Origin of the sequence: Agromyces protaetiae (assembly GCF_004135405.1) — a bacterium.
GTDB classification, from domain to species: Bacteria; Actinomycetota; Actinomycetes; order Actinomycetales; family Microbacteriaceae; genus Agromyces; species Agromyces protaetiae.
In genome coordinates this window covers 1,612,617-1,633,358 of record NZ_CP035491.1, presented here as the reverse complement: position 1 = coordinate 1,633,358, position 20,742 = coordinate 1,612,617, and the positions used below count along the sequence as shown (strand labels likewise).

The window sequence follows — 20,742 nt, the reverse complement described above, 5'->3', positions numbered from 1 at the left end:
CGCAGCGCTGCGCCCGGTGAACGGGCGCAGTCCTGCGGAAGCGGCGCAAGGGCGTGGGGCAGGCGAGAACAGGCGGGCGTGCGCTCGCGCGCTCGCTACACGAGCGAATCGCGCCACGCCGCGTGGAGCGACGCGAAGCGGCCCGTGCCCGCGATGAGCGAGGCGGGCGAGCCGTCTTCGACGACGCGGCCGTGCTCCATGACGAGCACGCGGTCGGCGATCGCGACCGTCGAGAGGCGGTGCGCGATGATGACGGCCGTGCGGCCCGCGAGGAGCGACTGCAGCCCCTCTTGCACGGCGCGCTCGCTCGGGATGTCGAGCGACGACGTGGCTTCGTCGAGGATCAGCACCGCGGGGTTCGCGAGGAACGCGCGCGCGAACGAGATCAACTGCCGTTGCCCCGCGCTCACGCGCCCGCCGCGCTTGTTCACGTCGGTGTCGTACCCGTTCGGGAGCCCCTCGATGAACTCGTGCGCGCCGACCGCCTTCGCGGCCCGCACGATCTCGTCCATCGGCGCGTCGGGCCGGCCGAGCGCGATGTTGTCGGCGACCGACCCCGAGAAGAGGTACGCCTCCTGCGTGACCATGACGATCGCGCGCCGAAGGTCTTTCGGGTGCAGGTCTCGCAGGTCGACGCCGTCGAGCGTCACGCGCCCGCCTGTCGGGTCGTAGAAGCGCGCGATGAGCTTCGCGAGGGTCGATTTGCCGGCGCCCGTCGAGCCCACGAGCGCGACCGTCTGCCCCGCGGGCAGGTCGAGGTCGAAGTGCGGCAGGATCGGCCGGTCGGCCGTGTACGAGAACTCGACGCCCTCGAACCGCACGTTCCCGTCGGCCGTCCACAGGTCGACGGGGCGCTTCGGGTCGGGCACGCTCGGCTCCTCCTCGAGCACGCCCGAGATCTTCTCGAGCGCGCTCGCGGCCGACTGGTACGAGTTGTAGAACATCGCGAGCTCTTCCATGGGGTCGAAGAACCGCTTCGTGTACAGCACGGCCGCGAGCAGCACGCCGACCTCGAGGCCGCCGTCGACGACCCGGAACCCGCCGATGAGCAGCACGACCGCGACGGCCGTGTTGCCGATGAGCGCGAGCGCGGGGTTGTAGACCGCGAAGAGGCCGAGCACGCGCGCGTTGACGTCGCGGTAGTCCTCGACGAGGTCGCCGAACTCGCGCTCGTTGCGCCGCTCCTTGCGGAACGCCTGCACCGCACGGATGCCCGTCATCGTCTCGACGAAGTGCACGATGAGCTTCGCGCTCGCGACCCTCGACCGGCGGAACAGCTGCTGCGAACGCACCTGGAACCAGCGCGTGAGGAGCGCGAGCGGCACGAGCGTCGCGACGAGCACGAGCCCCGACACCCAGTCGAGCCACACGAGCGCGGCCGCCGTGAACACCATGTAGAGCACGCCCCGGACGAGCTGGTTGATGCCCTCGTCGAGGAGTTCGCGGATCGAGTCGAGGTCGCTCGTCTGGCGCGAGATGATACGGCCCGACGTGTACGACTCATGGAACTCGAGCGAGAGCTTCTGCGTGTGGAGGAACACGCGCGTGCGGAGGTCGATGAGCACGGCCTGGCTGATGCGCGCCGCGAGACGGATGTACCCCGCGACGAGGAACGCGCCCGCGAGTCCCGTGACGAGGTACGCGAGCCCCGCGAACGCGACCGGGAACCAGTTCTGGTCGAGGAGCGCGGGCAGGCCCTGGTCGATGCCGTACGCGATGAGCGCCGGGCCCGCGACCTGCGCCGCGGTCGAGATGACGATGATCGCGAGCGTCGTCCAGAGCAGGCGCCGCACGGGAGTGAGCAGCGACCCCAGCAGGCGCAGGCTCCGCGCGCGGAGCGCACGCGACTCGGCCTTCGAGTAGTCATGGCGTTCTTCGCCCTGCACACCGGTGACGGTCGTCATCGCAGCGCCTCCTTCCGGTCGTCGAACTGCGGTCTGTCGATGGATGCCTCGGAATCGATGGATGCCTCGGGGTCGATGGATGCCTCGGCCCCGCCTGCCTGCGCTCTTCGTCTTCGAGGCTCGAGATGACGAACCGGTAGTGCTCCGATTCGTGGAGGAGCTCGGAGTGCGTGCCGACGGCCGTGATGCGTCCGTCTTCGAGCAGCGCGACCCGGTCGGCGAGCGTGACGGTCGAGGGTCGGTGCGCGACGATGAGAGCGGTCGTGTCGGCGAGCACCGTGCGGAGCTCGGCCTCGACGCGCGCCTCGGTGTCGACGTCGAGCGCCGACAGCGGGTCGTCGAGCACGAGCACGGCGGGCTTGGCCGCGACGGCGCGCGCGAGCGCGAGCCGCTGGCGTTGCCCGCCCGAAAGGCTCATGCCCTCTTCACCGACCTTCGTGTCGACGCCGTCGGGGAGGTCGTGCACGAACCCGGCCTGCGCGATGCGGAGCGCCTCGTCGAGCACACGCTCGGCCTCGGCCGCGACGGCGGGGTCGGCGTCGGCGAACTCGCGCCCGAGCTCGGGGCGTCCGAGCAGCACGTTCTCGCGCACCGACGCCGAGAACAGCGTCGCGTCTTCGAACGCCATGGCGATGTGCCGCCGCAGCTCTTCGCGCGTGAGCGCGCGGACATCCACCCCGTCGAGCGTCACGGCACCGGCCGTGACGTCGTAGAGCCGCGTCGCGAGCGCGGTCATGGTCGTCTTGCCGCTGCCCGTGAGACCGACGAGCGCCATCGACTCCCCTGGACGCACGACGAGGTCGACGCCGTCGAGGAGGTCGCCGAAGCGGTCGGGCGAGTCTTGATACCGGAAGTGCACGCCCGTGAACGCGAGCTCGCCCGTCGGACGGTCGAGTTCGCGGGGGCGCCCGGGTCGGTGACGGCGTTCTCCTCGTCGAGGATGTCGAAGAAGCGGTCGGTCGCGTTGCGCGCGTCGAGCGAGAACGCGAGCAAGAACCCGATCGACTCGACCGGCCACGCGAGCACCGTCGCCGTCGCGAAGAACGCGACGAGCTGCCCGACGCTCAACTGCCCCTGCGAGGCGAGCCACACGCCCAGCACGAGGCAGATCGCGAGCGCGACGGCGGGCACGACGAGGATCCACACCCAGATGTTCGCGTCGAGGCGTGCCTTCTCGATCTCGGTCGAGCGCAGCGACTCGGCCTGCGCGCGGAACGTGCCGAGCGCGTGCTTGCCGCGCCCGAACGCCTTCAGCACGCGGATGCCGTGCACCGACTCCTCGACCGCCGTCGCGAGGTCGCCCGACTGGTCCTGGCTGCGGCGCGACACCTCGGAGTAGCGCCCCTCGAAGCGGTAGCCCACGATCCACAGCGGGATCGCGCACGCGAGGTAGACGAGCCCGAGCTGCCAGCTCATCGAGATGAGGATGACTGCGCCGATGACGATGACGACGAGGTTCACGACGAGCAGCACGAACCCGAACGCGAGCCACCGGCGGATGAGGCCGAGATCGCTCACGGCGCGCGAGAGCAGCTGGCCGCTCGGCCAGCGGTCGTGGAAGCTCACGGGCAGGTCTTGCAGCTTCGCGTAGAGCGCGTTGCGCATGCGCGCCTCGACGCGGGTCGTCGGCCCGAAGACGAGCGAGCGGCGCACCGCGAACATCGCCGCCTCGGCCGCGCCGAGCCCGAACACGAGGAGCGCGAGCGGCACGATCGCCTCGCGGTCGCCGTGCGCGAGCGGCCCGTCGACGATCGACTGCAGCACCTGCGGGATCGTGAGCGAGATGAGCTGCGCGACGAGCGCCGCGACCATGCTCGCGACGATGAGCGGCAGCGCGCGGCCGACGTACGGCTTCAAACGCCAGAGCGTGCGCACGGCGCCGAGGCGTTCGGATGTCTCGGTGTCGAGGGCTGCTGCGGGCACGGCGGATGCCTCGGTGCCGGTCGCATGCGGCGGGTGCTGGTGGTCTGGGGTGGCGGCGGTCACGCCTGGTCCTTCCGGAAGGGTCGTCCGCGGGCGCACGTCGGAGTGCGTCGATCGGACGGGAGCTGAAGAAGCGGTCCGCGCGGAAGCGCGGCGCGCGATCGGTCGGTCGGGATCTCGATCGCGGAGCGTCGCCGGGACGGAGCCGGCGTCGGGAACGGACGGTGCGGGCAGGCCCCGCGCTACTCGGGCTTCGTCGGGTGAACGACGAACGCGGGCACGGAGCGAGCAGTGCCGACCAGCACAGTGCCGAGCACCGCCGAGGGGCGGGTGTCGATATCGGCTGTCTGCATGGTGTCCTCCTGCGTCTTCGTCAGTTCGACCGCAAGCGGATCGCGCCGCGGCCAGCCTTCAAACTTACTGATCCGCGGCAACCGGGCGCAAGTGCCGATTTCCGGGTTAGTCTGGCCGAACCCCTCGCCGCCACTCCCTTCGCTTCGGCGGCCCGAACGCGAGGAGCCTCCCCTGTGAGCACCCTTCGGTCGACCCTGGCACGCTCGCGTGTGCGCGCCGGAGTGCTCGCGGGGCTCGCCGCGACGGCCGCGCTCGCCGCCGCACTCACGGGCGGCCTCGTCGACGTCGGGGTCGCGAGCCCGCCCGAAGCACTCGCCCATCGGATCGGCGAACTGCGCGGGCAGGCGGGTGCGATGCGGTGGGAGACGCGGATCGCGACCGACGCCGCGGCGCAGTCGCAAGCAGCCGATCACACGCTCGCACGGTTCCTCTCGCCCGTCGGCGCCGGATGGGCGCGGTCGGTCGTGTCGGAGCCGGTCCCCGTCTCCGTCGGCGCATCCGGGGCATCCGGAACATCCGGAACATCCGGGGCATCCGGGACCTCCGAGGCATCCGACGCCGTCGTCCTCGTCGCCGATCCGGGCCTGCCCGCGCGATCGTCGCTCGTCGAGGGCGCGTGGCCCGACGACCCGGCCGCCGCAGCCGACGCCCGAGCCGCGGGCGCGACGGCGGGCGCCGTGCAAGCCGCCGCCGCGGCTCGGCTCGGCATCGCCGTGGGAGACGTCGTCCGCGTCGGCGACGATCGCGTGGCGGTGCTCGTGACGGGAACCTGGCGTGCCGACCGGCCGACCGACCCCGCCTGGTTCGGCGACCCGCTCGTCGCCGCAGGCGCCGACGGCGAGGCATCCGGGCCGATCCTCGTCGACGAAGCCCTCGTCGCGACCCTCCCCGCAGCCGTCTCGGTGCGGTGGACCACGACGGCGCCGCGCGGCCCGATCGCTGCGGAACGGCTCGCGGACTACCGGACGGCGCTCGGCAAAGTGCTCCCCGCGCTCCGGAGCACCGACGACCTGGGCGACACGGGCGTCGAGGCCGCGGGGGCCCTCGCGCCCTCGCTCGACCGCCTGCTCGCCGCCGAGAGCGCGGGGCGCGCCGTCACACCCCTCGCGCTCGTGCTCGTCGTCGTCACGGCGCTCGCGACCGTCCTGCGGTTGTCGAGCCTGCTCGCCGAGACCCGCCGACGCGAGACGCTCCTGCTTCGGGCCCGAGGCGCGTCGGCAGGCCGACTCGCGGCGCGCACGGCGGTCGAGGTGTTCGTCGTCGCCGCACCCGCGGCCGCGCTCGGCGTCGCCCTCGCCGAACTCGCCCTCACGGCGCTCCGCCCCGGCGAGACCCGCGCCGCCGGACTCGCGTGGATCGCGACATCCGCCGTCGTCGTCGCGACCGCCTTCGTCGCCGCCGCAGTCGCTTGGCGCGCCGTGACGCGGCCCATCGTGCGCGGCGCCGGCGAAGCCGACGGGCGGCGCACCGCGGCCGTCGCGAGTGGAAGCATCCTCGTCATCGCCGTCGCCGCGGTCGCGGTGTGGCAGTTCGTGTCGCACGGGTCCCCGCTCGTCGCCGACGGCGACGGCACCGTGCGCGTGGATCCCGTCGCGCAGTTCGCGCCCGTCGCCGTCGTGGTCGCGCTCGGCCTGCTCGCCGTCGCCGCCATCACGGCCCTCCTCGGCGTCGCCGAACGCGTCGCCTCGCGCGCCGTCGGCCTCCTGCCGGCGCTCCCCTCCGCCGTCTCTCCCGCCGTGCGGCGCTCTCCTCCTCGACCGCCCTCCTCGTCGTGCTCGCGACCGCCGCGATCACGTTCGCCGCGGGATTCGGCGGCACCTGGCAGGCGACCGACCGCGCCGCGACGGCGGCCCGAACGGGCGGCGACGTCGATGTGCACCTGGCCGGGCGCGGACTCGTCGAGGGAAGCGACCCGCTCGCCCTCGCCGCGCCGTTCGCCGAACGGGAGGGCGTCGACTTGGACGTTCCGGCGTTCGTCGGCGAGGTGCGCGTGGGCTCCGACCCGCGCACGCTCGTCGGGCTCGGGCTCGGGCTCGGGCTCACGGCGGCGGCGCGCGACCTCCTCGCGGACGGGCCGACGGGTCTCCCCCTTCCCGACGGCGCCGAGCGGCTCACCGCGGACCTCGCGATCGACGCGCCCCCGGGATCGCCCGGAAGCGTCTCGGCACGGATCTGGCTGCTCGGCCCGCAGGGCGCTGCGACGGCGATCGATGCGGGGTCGTGGCCGGTCGATGCGGCCTCCTCGACAGCCGGCCCCGGCGGCGCATCCGGATCGCCTCGCACGCTCGATGTCTCACTGCCGTCCGTCCGAGATCTCCGCCTCCTCGGCATCGACTTCCGGCTGACGGGTGCGCAGGGCGCCGCCGAGCCCGCCGTCGCGCTGGCCGCGGCCGCGGTCGACGGCGCCCCCGTCGACCTCGCCGGCGAAGCGAGGCTGACCTCGAAGAAGCCCTCGGTCCGCCTCGCCGTCGCCGGGGCGTCCGGCCGGGTGCCCGTCGCCGTGAGCGCGGCGTTCGGCCGGAGCATCCGCGCCGAACCGGGCGACGAGTTCACGTTCCGCGTCATAGACGGCGGCGCCGAGATCGGGGCGACCGTCGGCGCCGTGCTCGATCACGTGCCGGGCGGCGGAGACCTCCTCGCCGACCTCGGCGCACTGGGCGCCGCCGCGTTCGCCGACGACGCCGGAGTCCCGCAGCACGCGGAACGCCGACTCGCCGTGGCCGACGGCGTCGACCCCGAGACGGTCGCCGCCTCGCTCGAGACCGATCAACCGCTGCCGTTGTCGGCGACGACCCGTGCGCGCCAATCCGACGCCGCCGTCGTGGCGACCGCGGGCGCCGCCCTCTGGTTCGGCGCCGCGGGAGCCGCCGCGTTCGCCCTCGTCGCGCTGGGTGCGCTCGCCGCCGCGCTCGCGCGCTCCGGCGCCGCCGAGACGGGGGTGCTGCGCGCACTCGGCATGACCGCGTCGGACCAGGGTCGTGCGCGGTTCGCCGAGTTCGCGACGCTCGTCGTCGGTGCCGTCGTCGCAGGCACCGCGGTCGGACTCGTCGCGGTCGCCGTCACGGCCCCGGGGCTCGCTCGGGCCGCCGTGCCGGGCGCCTCCGGAGCCGCGGGGTTCGCGGTCGACTGGGGGCGTGGCTCCTCGCGGTCGCCGTCACGGTGCTCGCCGCGCTCGCCGTCGCGGCGATCGCCGCCTCTCGCGTGACCCGCCGCGGACGGCACGCCATCGTCGAGGAGGACGCCGGATGACCCGCCCCGCCCCAGCCGGGCTCTCGTCCTTCGCGCTCCGCACGCGCGCGTTCGCCGACGCGCCCGTCGCCTCGCTCCTCGTCGCCCTGCTCGTGGCGGTCGCGGCGTTCCTCGCGGTCGTCGCACCCCGCGTCGTCGAAGCGCTCCACACCGAGGCCCTGCGAACGCGCCTCGACACCACGAGCCCCATCGAGACCGACCTCGTCGCGACCTCGGGCGGTCAGCCCCAGCTCGGCCCGCCCGTGACGACGACGACCCTCGACCCTCGCATCGACGCGGTCTTCGGCGCCCAGGAAGAGCACCTCCGGGCGATCCGCGACGCGCTCCCCGAGCCGCTTCGCCGGGCGACGGACGACCCGCTCGCGATCGTCCGGGCCGACCCGCTCGTCGCCGACGTGCCCGACTCGCCGCCGTCCTCGCCCATCTACCGGGTGCAGCTGACGGCCGACCCTCGGCAGGGCGAGCACTTCACGCTGCGCGACGGCGCGTGGCCGGTGCCGCTGCCGGCGCCCCCGATGCCCGAAGCGCCCGACCCGAACGACCCGTCGACCTGGTCGGGGTTCCAGCAGGCCGAGCCGATCGCGGCGCCGCTCGAGATCGCGCTCGCCGCCGACGTCGCCGACGCGATGGACTGGTCGATCGGCGAGTCCCGGCTCGTCTCGCTCACCAACGGGACGCTCGAGGTGCGCCTGACGGGCACCCTCGACGCCGTCGATGCCGCCGACCGCATGTGGAAGCACCAGCCGACCGCGCTCCAGGCGTCCGTCCTCGACGACGGGCTCGGCCCCATCCGGTACTGGGGTCAGGCGTTCGTCGATCCGGGGTCGTGGGCGGCGCTCGCGCCGCAGCCCATCCCCATCGAGTTGCGCGCATGGCTGCCGATCGACGTCGACGCAGTCCGCGCCGCCGACTCCGCGGCGCTCGTCGAGCAGATCGGCGAGGTCGAGAGCACCTTCTACCCGCTCGACGACAGCGAGTCGGGCTACGGCACGAGCTTTGGGCGCTGGATGACCGTCGGCTCGGTGTCGTTCTCGAGCGGGCTCGCGACGATCCTGGACGAGCAGGCCGCCGAGTCCGCGGCGGTCGACGCCGTGCTGGCGACCGTGGCGTCCGGCCCCATCGGCGTCATGGTCGCGGTGCTCGTGCTCGGATCCCGCGTCGTCTTCGAGCGTCGCCGCGGCGGCCTCGAGCTCGCCGAGGCGCGCGGGGCGGGCGGCGGATGGCTCACCTCGTCGCTCCTCGGCGAGGGGCTCGCGATCGGTCTGCCCGCGGGTCTCGCGGGCGGTGCGGTCGCGGTCGCCCTCACGGCGGACGAGCAGACATCGGGCGGATGGCTCGTCGCCGCGGTGTTCGCGCTGACCCCCGCCGTCCTCCTCACGGCGAGCGTGTCGCGCCTCTCTCCCCTCCGTCGGAGCCGCACAGATCTCGGCGCGAACGCGGGGCGGTTCCGGTGGGTGTGGGAGTCGCTCGTCGTCATCGTCGCCGCGGCGAGCGTCGCGCTCCTCGTCGGGCGCGGACCGACGGCCGCGGCGGGCGTCGACGTGCTGCTCGCCGCGGTGCCGCTCCTCCTCGCGCTCGTGGGCTGCATCGTGGTGCTCCGCGTCTACCCCCTGCCGTTGCGCGCGCTCACCCGTGCGGCCGAGCGGGGGCGTGGGCTCGTCGCGTTCCTCGGGGCGGCGCGGGCGCTCCGCGATCCGTCGGCGGGCCTCCTGCCCGTGCTCGCCGTGGTCGTGGGCGTGACGGTCGCCGTCTTCTCGTCGGTCGCGCTCGCCACCGTGCACGACGGCGCCATCGCCGCCGCCGAGACCGAGATCGGCGCAGACGCGAGCCTGGCGAGCGCGCCGCTCACGCGCGATCAGCTCGCCGGCCTCGCGTCCGTGCCGGGAGTCGAGGCGATCGGCCCCGTGTACTCGACCGCGCCGACGACGGTCGAGATCGACGGTCAGCGGCGCACCGCGACCCTCATCGTCGTCGACGTCGCCGAGATGCGCGAAGTGCAGGCGGGGCGAACGGGCGTCCCCGACCTGCCCGACGTCCTCGCGCGCGAGGCGTCCGAGGGCGCGCCCGTGCCCGTGGTCGTCTCCGACTCGGTCGCCGAGAGCATCGCGGGCGGCGGCGAGGTCGCGATGAACGGGTCGCCGATCGACGTCGTCGGCACGTTCCCCGGCGCATCGCCGTTCGCCCCGCGCACGAACTGGATCCTGATCGACCTCGCGAACGCCCGCCCGTTCGCCGACGTCCTCGTCCCGCGACAGGCGCTCGTGCGCTTCACGCCCGGCGCCGACACCGGGGCTGCGGCCGCCGAGCTCTTGAGGATCGCCCGCGGCTCGTTCGGGGTGTGGAAGTCGGTCGTCCCCGAACTCCGCACACCCGCGGACGCGGCATCCGAGTTGCTCGACCGGCCGAATGCACGCGGACTCGCCGCGGGCCTCATGATCGCGATCTCCCTCACGACCGGGCTCGCGACGCTCGCGCTCGTCCTCGCGCTCGTCGTCGGCAGGCCCGCGCGCGCCCGTCTGCTGCCGCTCCTCGCGGTGCTCGGACTCGGGCGGCGCGGGGAGCGAGCGCTCGTCGCGTGGGAGCTCGCGCCGATCGTCGCCGTCGCCGTCGCCGTCGGCGTCGGGCTCGGCGTCCTGATGCCGTACGCCGTGCTCCCGGGCATCGATCTGACGGGATTCACGGGCGGGGCCGTGCAACCGGCGATCGTCGTCGACTGGCCGTTCGTCGCGGCGGTCGCCGTCGGCGCGATCCTCGTCGCGGGCGCCGCCGTCGCGCTCGCCTCGACCGGACGACGCTCGTCCGCCGCACGCGGCGGCCGAGCAGAGGAGGAAGGATGACCGCAATGACCCTCATGACCGGTGACACCGCCCCCCACATCGAGTGCGTCGACCTCGTGCGCATCTTCAGCGCCGACGGGGTCGAGGTGCAGGCGCTGCAGGGCCTCAACCTGCGCGTCGACCCCGGAGAGCTCGTCGCCGTCGTCGGCGCATCGGGCTCGGGCAAGTCGACGCTCCTGACGATCCTGTCGGGTCTCGACACCGCCACCGCGGGCGTGGCGCGCGTCGCTTCGCACGACCTCCTCGCGATGGGCGCGCGCGAGCGCACCCGGTTCCGCCGCCACACGGTCGGCTTCATCTGGCAGCAGACCGCTCGGAACGTCCTCCCCTACCTCACGGCCGCCGAGAACGTCGCCCTCGCGATCGACGTCGCCCGCACCGCGCGCGGACGCGAACGGGCCGCCCGCGTCGACGAGATGCTCGACCTGCTCGGCGTCGGCGCCCTCGCCGACCGACGACCGGCCGAGCTCTCGGGCGGTCAGCAGCAGCGCGTCGCCCTCGCCGTCGCCCTCGCGAACCGGCCGCTCGTGCTCCTCGCCGACGAGCCCACGGGCGAGCTCGACGAGTCGACGAGCGCCGAGGTCCTCGACGCCATGCGGAGCGTCAACGAAGAGCTCGGCGTCACGACCCTCATCGTCACCCACGACCCCACGGTGTCCGACCATGTGCGCCGCACCGTCCAGATCCGCGACGGGCGCACCTCGACCGAGGTGCTCCGCTCGACGCGCCTCGACGAGCACGGGCAGACCCACACGACCGCCGAGGAGTTCGCCGTCCTCGACCGCGTGGGCCGGCTCCAGCTTCCGCACGACTTCGTCGAGTCACTGCGCCTCCGCGACCGCGTGCGGCTCACGCTCGAGGACGACCACGTCGAGGTGTTCCAGGGGCACGGGGAGCGCCCCGAGTCATCCGCTCGCCCTGCCCGTCCTGAGGAGGACCCCAGATGACGACCCTCCGCGCCGACTCCCTCACGCGAGTCTTCTCCGGGCGCGCGGGCGACGTGCGCGCCGTCGAAGACGTGAGCCTCGAGGTCGCGCCGGGCGAACTGCTCGTCGTGACCGGGCCCTCGGGAGCCGGCAAGACGACCCTCTTGAACCTCCTCGGCGGGCTCGACCGGCCGACGTCGGGGCGGATCGTCCTCGGCGACGATGAACTCTCCGCACTCTCCGAGGACGACCTCGCGACGGTGCGGCGCGACCGCCTCGGCATCGTGTTCCAGTCGTTCGGGCTCATCCCCGTGCTGTCGGCCACCGAGAACGTCGAGGTGCCGCTGCGCCTGCAGCGCGTCGCCCCCGCCGAACGCGACGCGCGCGTCGCCGAGGCGCTCGCGAGCGTCGGGCTCGAGGGGCACGCCGAGCAGCGCCCGTACGAGCTCTCGGGCGGGCAGCAGCAGCGGGTCGGCATCGCGCGGGCACTCGTCGCCCGGCCGTCGCTCCTCCTCGCCGACGAACCGACCGGTCAGCTCGACAGCGGCACGGCCGCGACCGTCATGGACCTCATCGTCGACCTCGTGCACGCGCACGGCGTCGCCGCCGTCGTCACGACCCACGACCCCGCGTTCGTCGGACGTGCCGACCGCGTGCTGCACCTGCACGACGGGCGGGTCGTCGAGCCCGAGCTCAGCGCACGCGCACCGACAGGCACGTGACGCAGCCCTCGAGCTTCTCGAACTCCGAGATGTCGACCGTCACGACCCGGTAGCCGAAGCCCGCGAGCATCTCGGCCGTGCGCGGCGCCGACGCCGACATGAGGAGCGTGTCGGGCCCGAGTTCGACGACGGCGACGCCCTCGTGCTCGAGCACGGGCAGGAACCGCGGGAAGAGCGCGGGGTCGTCGACGAGGTCGGGATGCCCGATGACCGTGCCGTCGGGGAGCGCCGTCACGGCGCTCTTCAAGTGCAGGGCCTTCGTCATCGGCACGGCGACGACCTGGAACCCGTGCGGCGTGAGGAGCGCCCGCAACTGCCGGATGCCCTCGGCGTTCGTGCGGCTCGACGCACCGACGTAGACCGTCGAGCCGACCTTCAGCACGTCGCCTCCGTCGAGCGTGCCCGGCAGTGAGATGCGGTCGACCGTGATGCCGGGGATCGAGCGCACGGCGCGCTCGACGGCCTCGATCTCGCCGCGGCGCGACTCGGCGCCGGGGCTCGTGATGACCGCGAGGTCGCCGAACATGACGACGGCGTCCTCGACGAACACCGAGTCGGCCATCTCGGGCGCCGCGTCGACCTCGACGGTCTCCCACCCTTCGGCGACGAGCGCCGCGCAGTAGTTGTCCCACTGCTCGTCGGCCTTCGCCTGGTCGACGGGCACCCGCTCGAGGTGCGTGAGCTCTCCGTCGGCGAGGTTCGACGCGGGGATGCGCACGAGCGCGTACCGGCGCGGCGCGCGGCGCGGCACGAAGTCGCGGATGCCCCTGAGCACGCGCCGGGCGAGGAACACCTGTGCGAGCACGGCCGCGAGGATGAAGACGAGGTTGAGGCTCACGAGCGAGCCGAGGACGAACACGAAGAGCTCGGGGCGCACGCTCGACGTGCTCGCGAGCACCGTCCACGTCGTCGCGAGGAGCGCGGCGAGCACGGCCGACGCGAGCCCCGCGAGGAGCGCGAGGAACCAGCGCCGCGTCGCCCCCGCCGCATCGGCGACCGCGAGCAGCGCCGTGAGCGTGACGCCCGCGAGCGCGAAGTGCGGCGCGAACCGGGCGAAGACCTCGGGCGACTGCCCGTTCGCGATGAAGAGCGCGAGGAGCGCGGCGGCGAACGCGATGAACCCGACCGTCGCCGCCGCGCCGAAGACTGCGAGGGAGCGCCGGCCTGGCGTCGCCGCGGGCACGAAGCGGGCGGATGGTCGGGCTGGAGCGGGAGCGAGAGCGGGCGCGGGCTTCGCGCGGGGCGCCTCGGGCGCGGGGGGCGTCGTCACGGTGCCAGCCTATCGACGGCGCGGAGGCGCCGACGCCGAACGACGAAGAGCGGATGCCCCGGGGCATCCGCTCTTCCGCCTCTCCCCCAATTCAGGAGGAACCCGCGCTGTCGCAGCGTGTCGCGGCGCGCCACGCCGGGGTCGTGCGGATTCTTCCTGAATTGCGGTGACGAGTCAGGACGGGGACGTCGTCGAGGTGCCGCGCAGTGGAGGAAGTGGGCTCAGTGGAAGAAGTGCCGCTCTCCCGTGAAGTACATCGTGACGCCCGCCGCGGCGGCGGCCGCGATCACCTCGTCGTCGCGGATCGATCCGCCGGGCTGCACGATCGCCTTGACGCCCGCGTCGAGCAGGATCTGCGGGCCGTCGGCGAAGGGGAAGAACGCGTCTGAGGCCGCGACCGACCCCGCCGCGCGCTCGCCCGCGCGCTCGACCGCGAGCTTGCACGAGTCGACGCGGTTGACCTGGCCCATGCCGACGCCGACCGACGCCCCGCCCGAGGCGAGGAGGATCGCGTTCGACTTGACCGCGCGGCACGCCGTCCACGCGAACGCGAGGTCGGCGAGGGTCTCGGCGTCGGCGGGCTCGCCCGCGGCGAGGGTCCACGTCGACGGGTCGGCGAAGTGGCGGTCGGCCTGCTGCAGGAGCATGCCCCCCGAGACCTGCTTGAGCTCGACCGCGGTCGGTGCGAAGCCCTCGGGGAGGGTCAGCAGGCGGATGTTCTTCTTCTGCGTGAGGATCTCGACCGCCTCGGCCTCGAACGCGGGCGCGACGAGCACCTCGGTGAAGATGTCGGCGACGGTCTCGGCCATGGCCTTCGTGACCGTGCGGTTCGCGGCAATGACGCCGCCGAACGCCGACACGGGGTCGCACTCGTGGGCGCGGCGGTGGGCGTCGGCGATGGGGTCCTCGGCGTCGGCCGCGGCGACGGCGATGCCGCACGGGTTCGCGTGCTTGATGATCGCGACGGCGGGCTCGGCGAAGTCGAACGCGGCGCGCACCGCCGCATCGGCGTCGACGTAGTTGTTGTACGACATCTCTTTGCCGTGCAGCTGCACTGCCTGCGCGATGCCCGGGCGCCCGCCCGTCGACTGGTAGATCGCGGCCTGCTGGTGCGAGTTCTCGCCGTACCGCAGGTCGTTCTGCTTCGTCCACGTGCCGCCGACCCACGCGGGGAACGGCGAGACATCCGCCGGCTGGTCGGGCGCGACGACGCTCCCGATCCACGACGCGACCGCGACGTCGTACGACGCCGTGTGGCGGAACGCCTCACGCGCGAGCACGCGGCGCTCGTCGAGCGTCGTGCCGCCCGCGCGGACCGACTCGATGAGCGACTCGTAGCGGTCGGGCGACACGACGACCGCGACGTTCGCGTGGTTCTTCGCCGACGCGCGCACCATGGCGGGGCCGCCGATGTCGATCTGCTCGACGACGGCGTCGGGCGCGGCGCCCGAGGCGACGGTCTCGACGAACGGGTAGAGGTTCACGACGACGAGCTCGTACGGCGCGATCGCGAGCTCGGCCAGCTCGCGCTCGTGCGACTCGAGCCGGAGGTCTGCGAGGAGGCCCGAGTGCACGGCCGGGTGGAGGGTGCGCACGCGCCCGTCGAGGTGCTCGGGGTAGCCCGTGACCTCGGCGATCTGCGTGACCGGGATGCCCGCGTCGGCGATGGCCTTCGAGGTGCCGCCCGTCGAGATGATCTCGACGCCCGCGTCGACGAGCGCCTGCGCGAGCTCGACGAGCCCCCGCTTGTCGCTCACGGCGATGAGGGCGCGCTTGACCGGAACGCGGTCGCGCTCACGGTAGAGGGCCGGGTCGATCGATGCTCCGCTCATCGGGCGGTCAACTCCTTCAGGTCGAGGTGGGAGGTCGCGATGTCGTGCACGGCCTCGATGAGGAGGCGGCGTTCGACGGGCTTGATGCGGTCGTGGAGGGATGCCTCGGTGTCGCCCGGCAGCACCGGCACGCGCTCTTGCGCGACGATCGGGCCGCCGTCGACCGACGTGTCGACGACGATGAGGCTCGCACCCGTCTGCGTCGCGCCCGCGGCGAGCGCGTCGCGCACCCCGTGGGCGCCCGGGAACTCGGGCAGGTAGGCGGGGTGGGTGTTGAGCAGGAACGGCGAGAACGCCTCGACGACGGCGGGCGGTACGAGCCGCATGAGGCCCGAGAGGATGACGAGGTCGGGCTCCCAACGGCGCACCTCGTCGATGAGGGCGTCGCCCCATGCCTCGCGCGACTCGTACGCCGTGTACGGCACTGAGAACGCGGGGATGCCGAACTCCTCGCCGAGCACGAGCCCGTCGGCGTCGCGGTCGGCGCCGATCGCGACGACCCTCGCGGGATACTCGGGGTCTTCAGCGGCTTCGAGGAGGGCGCGGAGGTTCGAACCGCCGCCCGAGATCAGCACGACGAGCTTGAGCACCTGTCAAGGGTATCCGAGGGGATGTCCCGCCGAAGACACGGCGGTCGAGGCATCCGGATGTCTCGTGGCGCGCCCGTGCGCAGCTCTCGCGCGCGGCTCGCCGCACCCGGTAGATTGTCTCCGATTCGCTTCCCGCTCCATCCGCGCACCGCCGCACCCCGGAGACGACCATGACGGATGCCCCGCAATCGAAGCCCGCGCGTTCGCGCCCCCGCGGTGTGCACCCGGCCGCCGTCCTGACGGCCGCCGTCGCGATCGTCGCCGCCGCCCTCGCCTCGTTCGTCTTCTTCCCTCCGCAGCCGGCGGAGCGCGCCGAGGCCGTCGCGCCCGTGTTCTCGGCTCACGAGCCCGGCGCCACAGCCCTCGCGGGGGCCCACCGCGGTGCGCTCGCGGCATCGGCGGGACTGCGGGCGGCGACGGTCGACCTCGCCGGCTTCGCCGACCAGGCGATCCTCGACGACACCGCGACGGTGCTCGCCGCGCTCGACGAGGCCGCGACGAGCGGCGACCCGACCGCACTCCTCGAGGCGACCGCCCTGTTCGAGTCGATCGCGCCCGCGCTCGTCGAACGGTTCGCGGCCGACGCCGAAGGGCGCCTGACGGGCTATCCCCTTGCCGACGGGGCGACGGCGCAAGCCGTGCGCGACGCGGCTGCGGCACTGCGTTCGGCCGAGGCATCCGACCTCGCCGGGCGCTTCGCGCCCCTCCGCGCCGCCGTCGAGGCCGCCGCCGCGAACCACGCGCAGGCCGAGGCCGCTGCGGCCGAAGCGGCCGCGCGCGCGTCGGGCGGGTCGGGCTCCGGCGGCAGCGGCCGAACGGGCGGCGGAGCCGGGGGCTCGCCGGACGCGTCATCGACCCCGAACTGCGCGCTCTTCCCGCGCTTCACGACGTGCGGGCCGCCGCCCGTCGTCACGGCGCTCGGGAGCTATGTCGCGAGCTGCCCGCCTCAGACCCTCGCCCACGTGTTCCAGGGCCGATCCGAGACGGGTCCGGTCACCCTCGACTTCTCGTTCACGTACACCTACCGGATCGACGGCCACTTCGTCGCCGTCATGCATTGCGACCCCGAGCCGAGCAGCAACGAACCGCACGGTCCCGGCCCGCTCCCGGAGCCGTACTCCTACTGAGCCCCTCGGAGTCGACCATGACGGAATCACCGAACTCGAAGCCGACGCCTTCCCGCGCTCGCGGCGTCCACCCGGCGGCGGTGCTGACGGCCGCCGTCGCGATCGTCGCCGCAGCCGTCGCCGCGTTCGTCTTCTTCCCTCCGCAGGAGCCCGAGCGCGCCGAGGCCGTGACGCCCGTGTTCTCGGCGCACGATCCCGGCGCCACAGCCCTCGCGGGGGCCCACCGCGGTGCGCTCGCGGCATCGGCGGGACTGCGGGCGGCGACGGTCGACCTCGCCGGCTTCACCGACCCGGCGATCCTCGACGATGCCGCCGTCGTGCTCGCGTCGCTCGACCGGGCCTCGGGCAACGACGACGCGGCGGCGCTCATCGACGCGACGGCGCTCTTCGCATCGGTGGCGCCCGCACTCGTCGAACGACTCGTCGTCGACGGCGAGGCACGCATCGCGAACTCGCCTCGCGCCGACGCCGCCCTGCTGCAAGCGGCCTCCGACGCCGCCGCCGCGACGAGAGGCGCGGCCGCATCTCCGAACGAGCTGACCGGGCTCTTCGTCGCGTTCCGCGCGAGCGTCGAGGCGGCCGAGGCCGGGCACGCTCAGGCCGTCGCGGCCGAGGAGGCCGCAGCCCGGAGCGGGTACTCCGGCGGCGGATCGTCGAGCGGCGGGTCGTCGAACGGATTCATCGGCATCGCGCAGCCCGATGCGGACGGCTGCGATCCGCGGTTGTACTCGCCGCGCTGCAACCCTCCGAGAATCACGGCACTCGGGCAGCACGTCGAGCATTGCCCCGAGGGGTCGGACCCCCACTCTCGCCCCGGCCCCTCGGGGATGTGGGGCGCCGCCGTGACGCTCGACTACCCCGTCCCGTACTACTACCGCGTCGACGGGCCGTTCATCACGGTCTACCTCTGCGAGCCGAGCACCGACCCCGGCCCGACCCCGACTCCCTACCCGTACTGATTCGAGACCCGTACTGATTCGAGACCCGTACTGATTCGAGCAGCCCGCGGCCGAGGCATCCGGATGTCGCGAACCGCGCTGGTGCAGAGCGCACCCGCGATGCGCGCCCCTCACACCCCGCCGTCGACCGACCGGATGATCACCTGCTCGTCTTCGGGCACGAGCACCTCGGTGTCGCGGTTGAGCGATTCGCCGCGGAAGAACGGCTTCGAGCGCGGGAAGAACGAGTACACCACCATGAGCACGGCGCCGAGGACGAGCGATCCGACGCCGACGACGAACACGCCGCCGACGCCGAAGAGGACCGTGTAGCCGTATTCGGGGTCGAGCATGTCGATCGCCGAGTACACGAACGCGAACGTGAGGAGCACGGCGCCGACGAGCGGGAACACGAGCCGGTTCCAGAAGTTCGCCCAGGACTGGAAGAGGGTCTTGCGGAAGTACCAGACGCACGCGAACCCCGTGATGGCGTAGTAGAACGCGATCGCGAGGCCGAGCGAGAGCACGGTGTCTTGGAGGATGTTGTCGCTGATGAGCGTCATGCCGACGTAGAAGACGATCGCGACGAACCCCATGAGCAGGGTCGAGAACGACGGGGTGTGGTAGCGCGGGTGCACGGTCGCGAACTTCTTCGGGAGCGCCTTGTAGACCGCCATCGCGAGCGTGCCGCGCGCGGTCGGGAGGATCGTCGTCTGCGTCGACGAGACGGCCGAGATCATGACGGCGACGACGAGGAGCCACGCCCACGGCCCGAAGAGCGCGTCTTTCAAGGCGAAGAACACGTCGTCGGCGTTTCCCTCGTTGCCGAGCCCCATGCCGGTGTCGCCGAGGCCCGCGTACGACATCGCGGCGACCGTCACGCCGACGTAGGTGATGAGCAGGATGAGCGTCGTGAGCACCGCCGCCCGGCCGGGGATGCGCTTGGGGTCCTTCGTCTCCTCGTTGAGCGCGAGGCACGTGTCCCACCCCCAGTAGATGAAGAGCGCGAGGAGCACGGCCTCGACGAACCCGTCGAACGACTCGAATCCGAGCGGATTGAACCAGCTCCAGTCGGGCGTCGTCGACCCCTCGGGCGCGGTGCCCGTGAAGACGGCGATGCTCGCGAAGATCACGAAGAGCGCGAGCGCGAGGTACTGCACGCCGAGCAGGATGTTCTGCAGACGCTCGCCGACCTCGAGGCCGCGGTAGCTGATCCAGCTCATGAGGGCGATGAAGATGACGCCCGTGAGGGTCACGACGAAGACGTTCTCGGCGAGGTCGGGCGCGACGAGCAGCCAGAAGTAGATGCCGCCGATCTGGGCGAGGTTCGCGAGCACGATCGTGCCGGCGACCGCGACGCCCCAGCCGCCGAGCCAGCCCACCCACGGGCCGAACGCCTTCGTCGCCCACGTGAACGTCGTGCCGCAGTCGGGCACGTCGCGGTTGAGCTCGCGGTAGGCGAACGCGATGAGCAGCATCGGCACGAACGCGATGACGAACGCGATGGGCGCTTGCGCGCCGACCGTGATGACGACGAACCCGAGCGTCGCGGCGAGCGAATAGACGGGCGCGGTCGAGGCGAGCCCGATGACCGTCGACCCCCAGAGGCCGAGCGTTCCCGTCGCGAGGCCCTTGCCCTCGCCCGTACCCTGTGTCTGCGTCGACATCGTCCCCCCTCGGGTCGGGATGAGCGCAGATTAGCACTCGGCGAATAGCCGGGTGAAGAGCGACGGATGTCTCGTGCGCGCCGGGTGCGCACCGGTCAGAAGTGAATGGATGCCTCGGGGTAGGGCTCTTCGGAATGCTCGACTCGACCGTCGCCGCGCACGCCGCCGTCCGCGCCTCTCGGCATCGCGCGAGCGGTGAACGCGCCGGCGATCGCGCCGAAGCCCACGGTCGCCGCGGCGATCGCGCCGACGGCGATGGGGTCGGGGCCGACGACGGCGAGCCGACCGGGGCCGACGGCACCGCCCGACCACCACGCGAGGAGGCCGAGCACGACGCCCGCGACGACGCCTGCGCCGAGCGCCTGGACGACGGGCGTGTACCACGCGTGCGCGCGGGAACCCGTCTGCGCCTCGAACCGCGGCCAGGCGAACGTCGCTCCCACGAACCCGAACACGATCGGCACGATGAGCCACACGATGCCGAGTGCGGCGCCTCCCGTCGGCAGGATGCCGAGGAGCGGGAGTCCGGGAACCGGGCCCGCGAGGGTGCCCATGGGCGAGAAGGTCGTGCCGTCGCCGATCGCGAAGCCCGGCCCGAGGATCCACGACGCCGCCCACACGATCGCGTTGGGCACGAGGGCGAGCTCTGCGAGGGTGATCGCGAGCCCGCCGTCGGCGCCCGCGCCGAGGCTCTGCGAGAGACCCACGATCGTCGCGTAGTCGGCCGCGAGGAGCCCGGCGAGGAGGACGGCCGCGACGGCGATCACGCCGAACGCGGCGCCCGCGCCGACCCGGATCGAGGCGAGCGCGCCGGCGAGGGGCGGGACGGGAAGTTCGCGCCAGCGCGCGAGGAGCGGACCGGGCGCGTCGTCGCCGCCGTCGGCCTCGGAGGCGAGGGTCTCGTAGATCGCCCCGATCACCGCCCCGAGCGCCGCGACGAGCGCGGGAAGGAGGGCGGCCTGCCAGTGCGAGGTGGTCGCCGCCGGCACGCTCGCGACGAAGGAGAGCGCGAGACCGATGCCGCCCGTCACGGCGGCGGCGGAGAGGCATCCGGTGATCGCGAACCCGGCCGCCTGCGAACGCCGGCCGATGCGACGCGCGAAGAGCACCGTCACGAGCGCGAATCCGAGGAACGCGATCGTGATCGGGAACGGGTCGCCTGCGCCCGCGACGCCCGTGCGTGCGGCCGTCACGGGGTCGAGCTGGGCGACGAGGTCGACCCCGTGCCCGACGAGCCACACGTCGGCGCCCGCGCGCAGGAAGACCGCGAGGTCGATCTCGAGCCCGAAGTGCACCGACCACAGCAGGATGAGCGGCACGAGCGCGATGCCGAGTCCGACGAGTGCCGCCACGACCGCTTCGAGCGCGGCGAGCAGGGCGGTGATCAGACGAGACATGGCTCG

General features: G+C 73.3%; 13 protein-coding genes and 1 pseudogene. 7 read left to right on the top strand and 7 right to left on the bottom strand.

Annotation, left to right across the window (positions count from 1 at the left end; all coding sequences use genetic code 11):
• Window positions 1–95 precede the first annotated feature (95 nt).
• Together ET445_RS07655 and ET445_RS07650 are read right to left on the bottom strand one after the other, a co-directional pair.
• Window positions 96–1,904, bottom strand: coding sequence for an ABC transporter ATP-binding protein (locus ET445_RS07655; protein WP_129190292.1), 1,809 nt, complete (start codon window positions 1,902–1,904; stop codon window positions 96–98).
• A pseudogene (locus ET445_RS07650) lies at window positions 1,864–3,716 on the bottom strand (ABC transporter ATP-binding protein). The gene ET445_RS07655 and the pseudogene ET445_RS07650 overlap by 41 nt, the downstream one beginning before the upstream one ends.
• Window positions 3,717–4,354: 638 nt before the next feature.
• Here ET445_RS07650 and ET445_RS07645 point away from each other — a divergent pair.
• The 5 genes from ET445_RS07645 to ET445_RS07630 all read left to right on the top strand — a co-directional run bounded on the left by ET445_RS07645 (window position 4,355) and on the right by ET445_RS07630 (window position 11,915).
• Window positions 4,355–6,526: an FtsX-like permease family protein gene (locus tag ET445_RS07645; RefSeq protein ID WP_129190290.1), complete on the top strand. Its 2,172-nt coding sequence runs from the start codon at window positions 4,355–4,357 to the stop codon at window positions 6,524–6,526.
• 143 nt (window positions 6,527–6,669) lie between these two features.
• Complete coding sequence (locus ET445_RS18455) at window positions 6,670–7,386, top strand: hypothetical protein (protein WP_341769746.1); 717 nt, start codon at window positions 6,670–6,672, stop codon at window positions 7,384–7,386.
• Between the two features lie 40 nt (window positions 7,387–7,426).
• A complete protein-coding gene (locus ET445_RS07640) occupies window positions 7,427–10,267 on the top strand; it encodes an FtsX-like permease family protein (RefSeq protein ID WP_129190289.1) in 2,841 nt (946 codons plus the stop codon).
• A 5-nt stretch (window positions 10,268–10,272) separates the two neighbouring features.
• On the top strand, window positions 10,273–11,214 hold the full coding sequence (locus tag ET445_RS07635) for an ABC transporter ATP-binding protein (protein WP_129192457.1): 942 nt from the start codon (window positions 10,273–10,275) through the stop codon (window positions 11,212–11,214).
• The gene (locus ET445_RS07630) at window positions 11,211–11,915 is read left to right on the top strand and encodes an ABC transporter ATP-binding protein (protein ID WP_129190287.1); all 705 of its coding nucleotides are present in this window, start codon (window positions 11,211–11,213) and stop codon (window positions 11,913–11,915) included. The genes ET445_RS07635 and ET445_RS07630 overlap by 4 nt, the downstream gene beginning before the upstream one ends.
• Here the strand turns inward: ET445_RS07630 and ddaH are convergent.
• The 3 genes from ddaH to purN form a co-directional block, all read right to left on the bottom strand.
• On the bottom strand, window positions 11,887–13,185 hold the full coding sequence (gene ddaH, locus ET445_RS18260) for a dimethylargininase (RefSeq protein WP_279433497.1): 1,299 nt from the start codon (window positions 13,183–13,185) through the stop codon (window positions 11,887–11,889). The genes ET445_RS07630 and ddaH overlap by 29 nt on opposite strands.
• Window positions 13,186–13,406: 221 nt before the next feature.
• Entirely contained in the window at window positions 13,407–15,017 is a 1,611-nt protein-coding gene (purH, locus tag ET445_RS07620) for a bifunctional phosphoribosylaminoimidazolecarboxamide formyltransferase/IMP cyclohydrolase (RefSeq protein WP_129190285.1), read from the bottom strand.
• Entirely contained in the window at window positions 15,014–15,607 is a 594-nt protein-coding gene (gene purN / locus ET445_RS07615; RefSeq protein WP_129190283.1) for a phosphoribosylglycinamide formyltransferase, read from the bottom strand. Before purN ends, purH begins: the two co-directional genes overlap by 4 nt.
• A gap of 170 nt (window positions 15,608–15,777) precedes the next feature.
• Between purN and ET445_RS07610 the strand changes: the two genes are divergently transcribed.
• Window positions 15,778–16,734, top strand: coding sequence for a hypothetical protein (locus ET445_RS07610; protein WP_129190280.1), 957 nt, complete (start codon window positions 15,778–15,780; stop codon window positions 16,732–16,734).
• Window positions 16,735–16,751: 17 nt separating this feature from the next.
• Window positions 16,752–17,693: a hypothetical protein gene (locus ET445_RS07605; protein WP_129190278.1), complete on the top strand. Its 942-nt coding sequence runs from the start codon at window positions 16,752–16,754 to the stop codon at window positions 17,691–17,693.
• A gap of 110 nt (window positions 17,694–17,803) precedes the next feature.
• Here ET445_RS07605 and ET445_RS07600 read toward each other — a convergent pair whose 3' ends face one another.
• Together ET445_RS07600 and ET445_RS07595 are read right to left on the bottom strand one after the other, a co-directional pair.
• Complete coding sequence (locus tag ET445_RS07600; RefSeq protein WP_129190276.1) at window positions 17,804–19,339, bottom strand: APC family permease; 1,536 nt, start codon at window positions 19,337–19,339, stop codon at window positions 17,804–17,806.
• Between the two features lie 95 nt (window positions 19,340–19,434).
• Window positions 19,435–20,736 (bottom strand): cell division protein PerM, encoded by a 1,302-nt coding sequence (locus ET445_RS07595; RefSeq protein WP_129190274.1) that lies wholly within the window; start codon window positions 20,734–20,736, stop codon window positions 19,435–19,437.
• Window positions 20,737–20,742 lie beyond the last annotated feature (6 nt).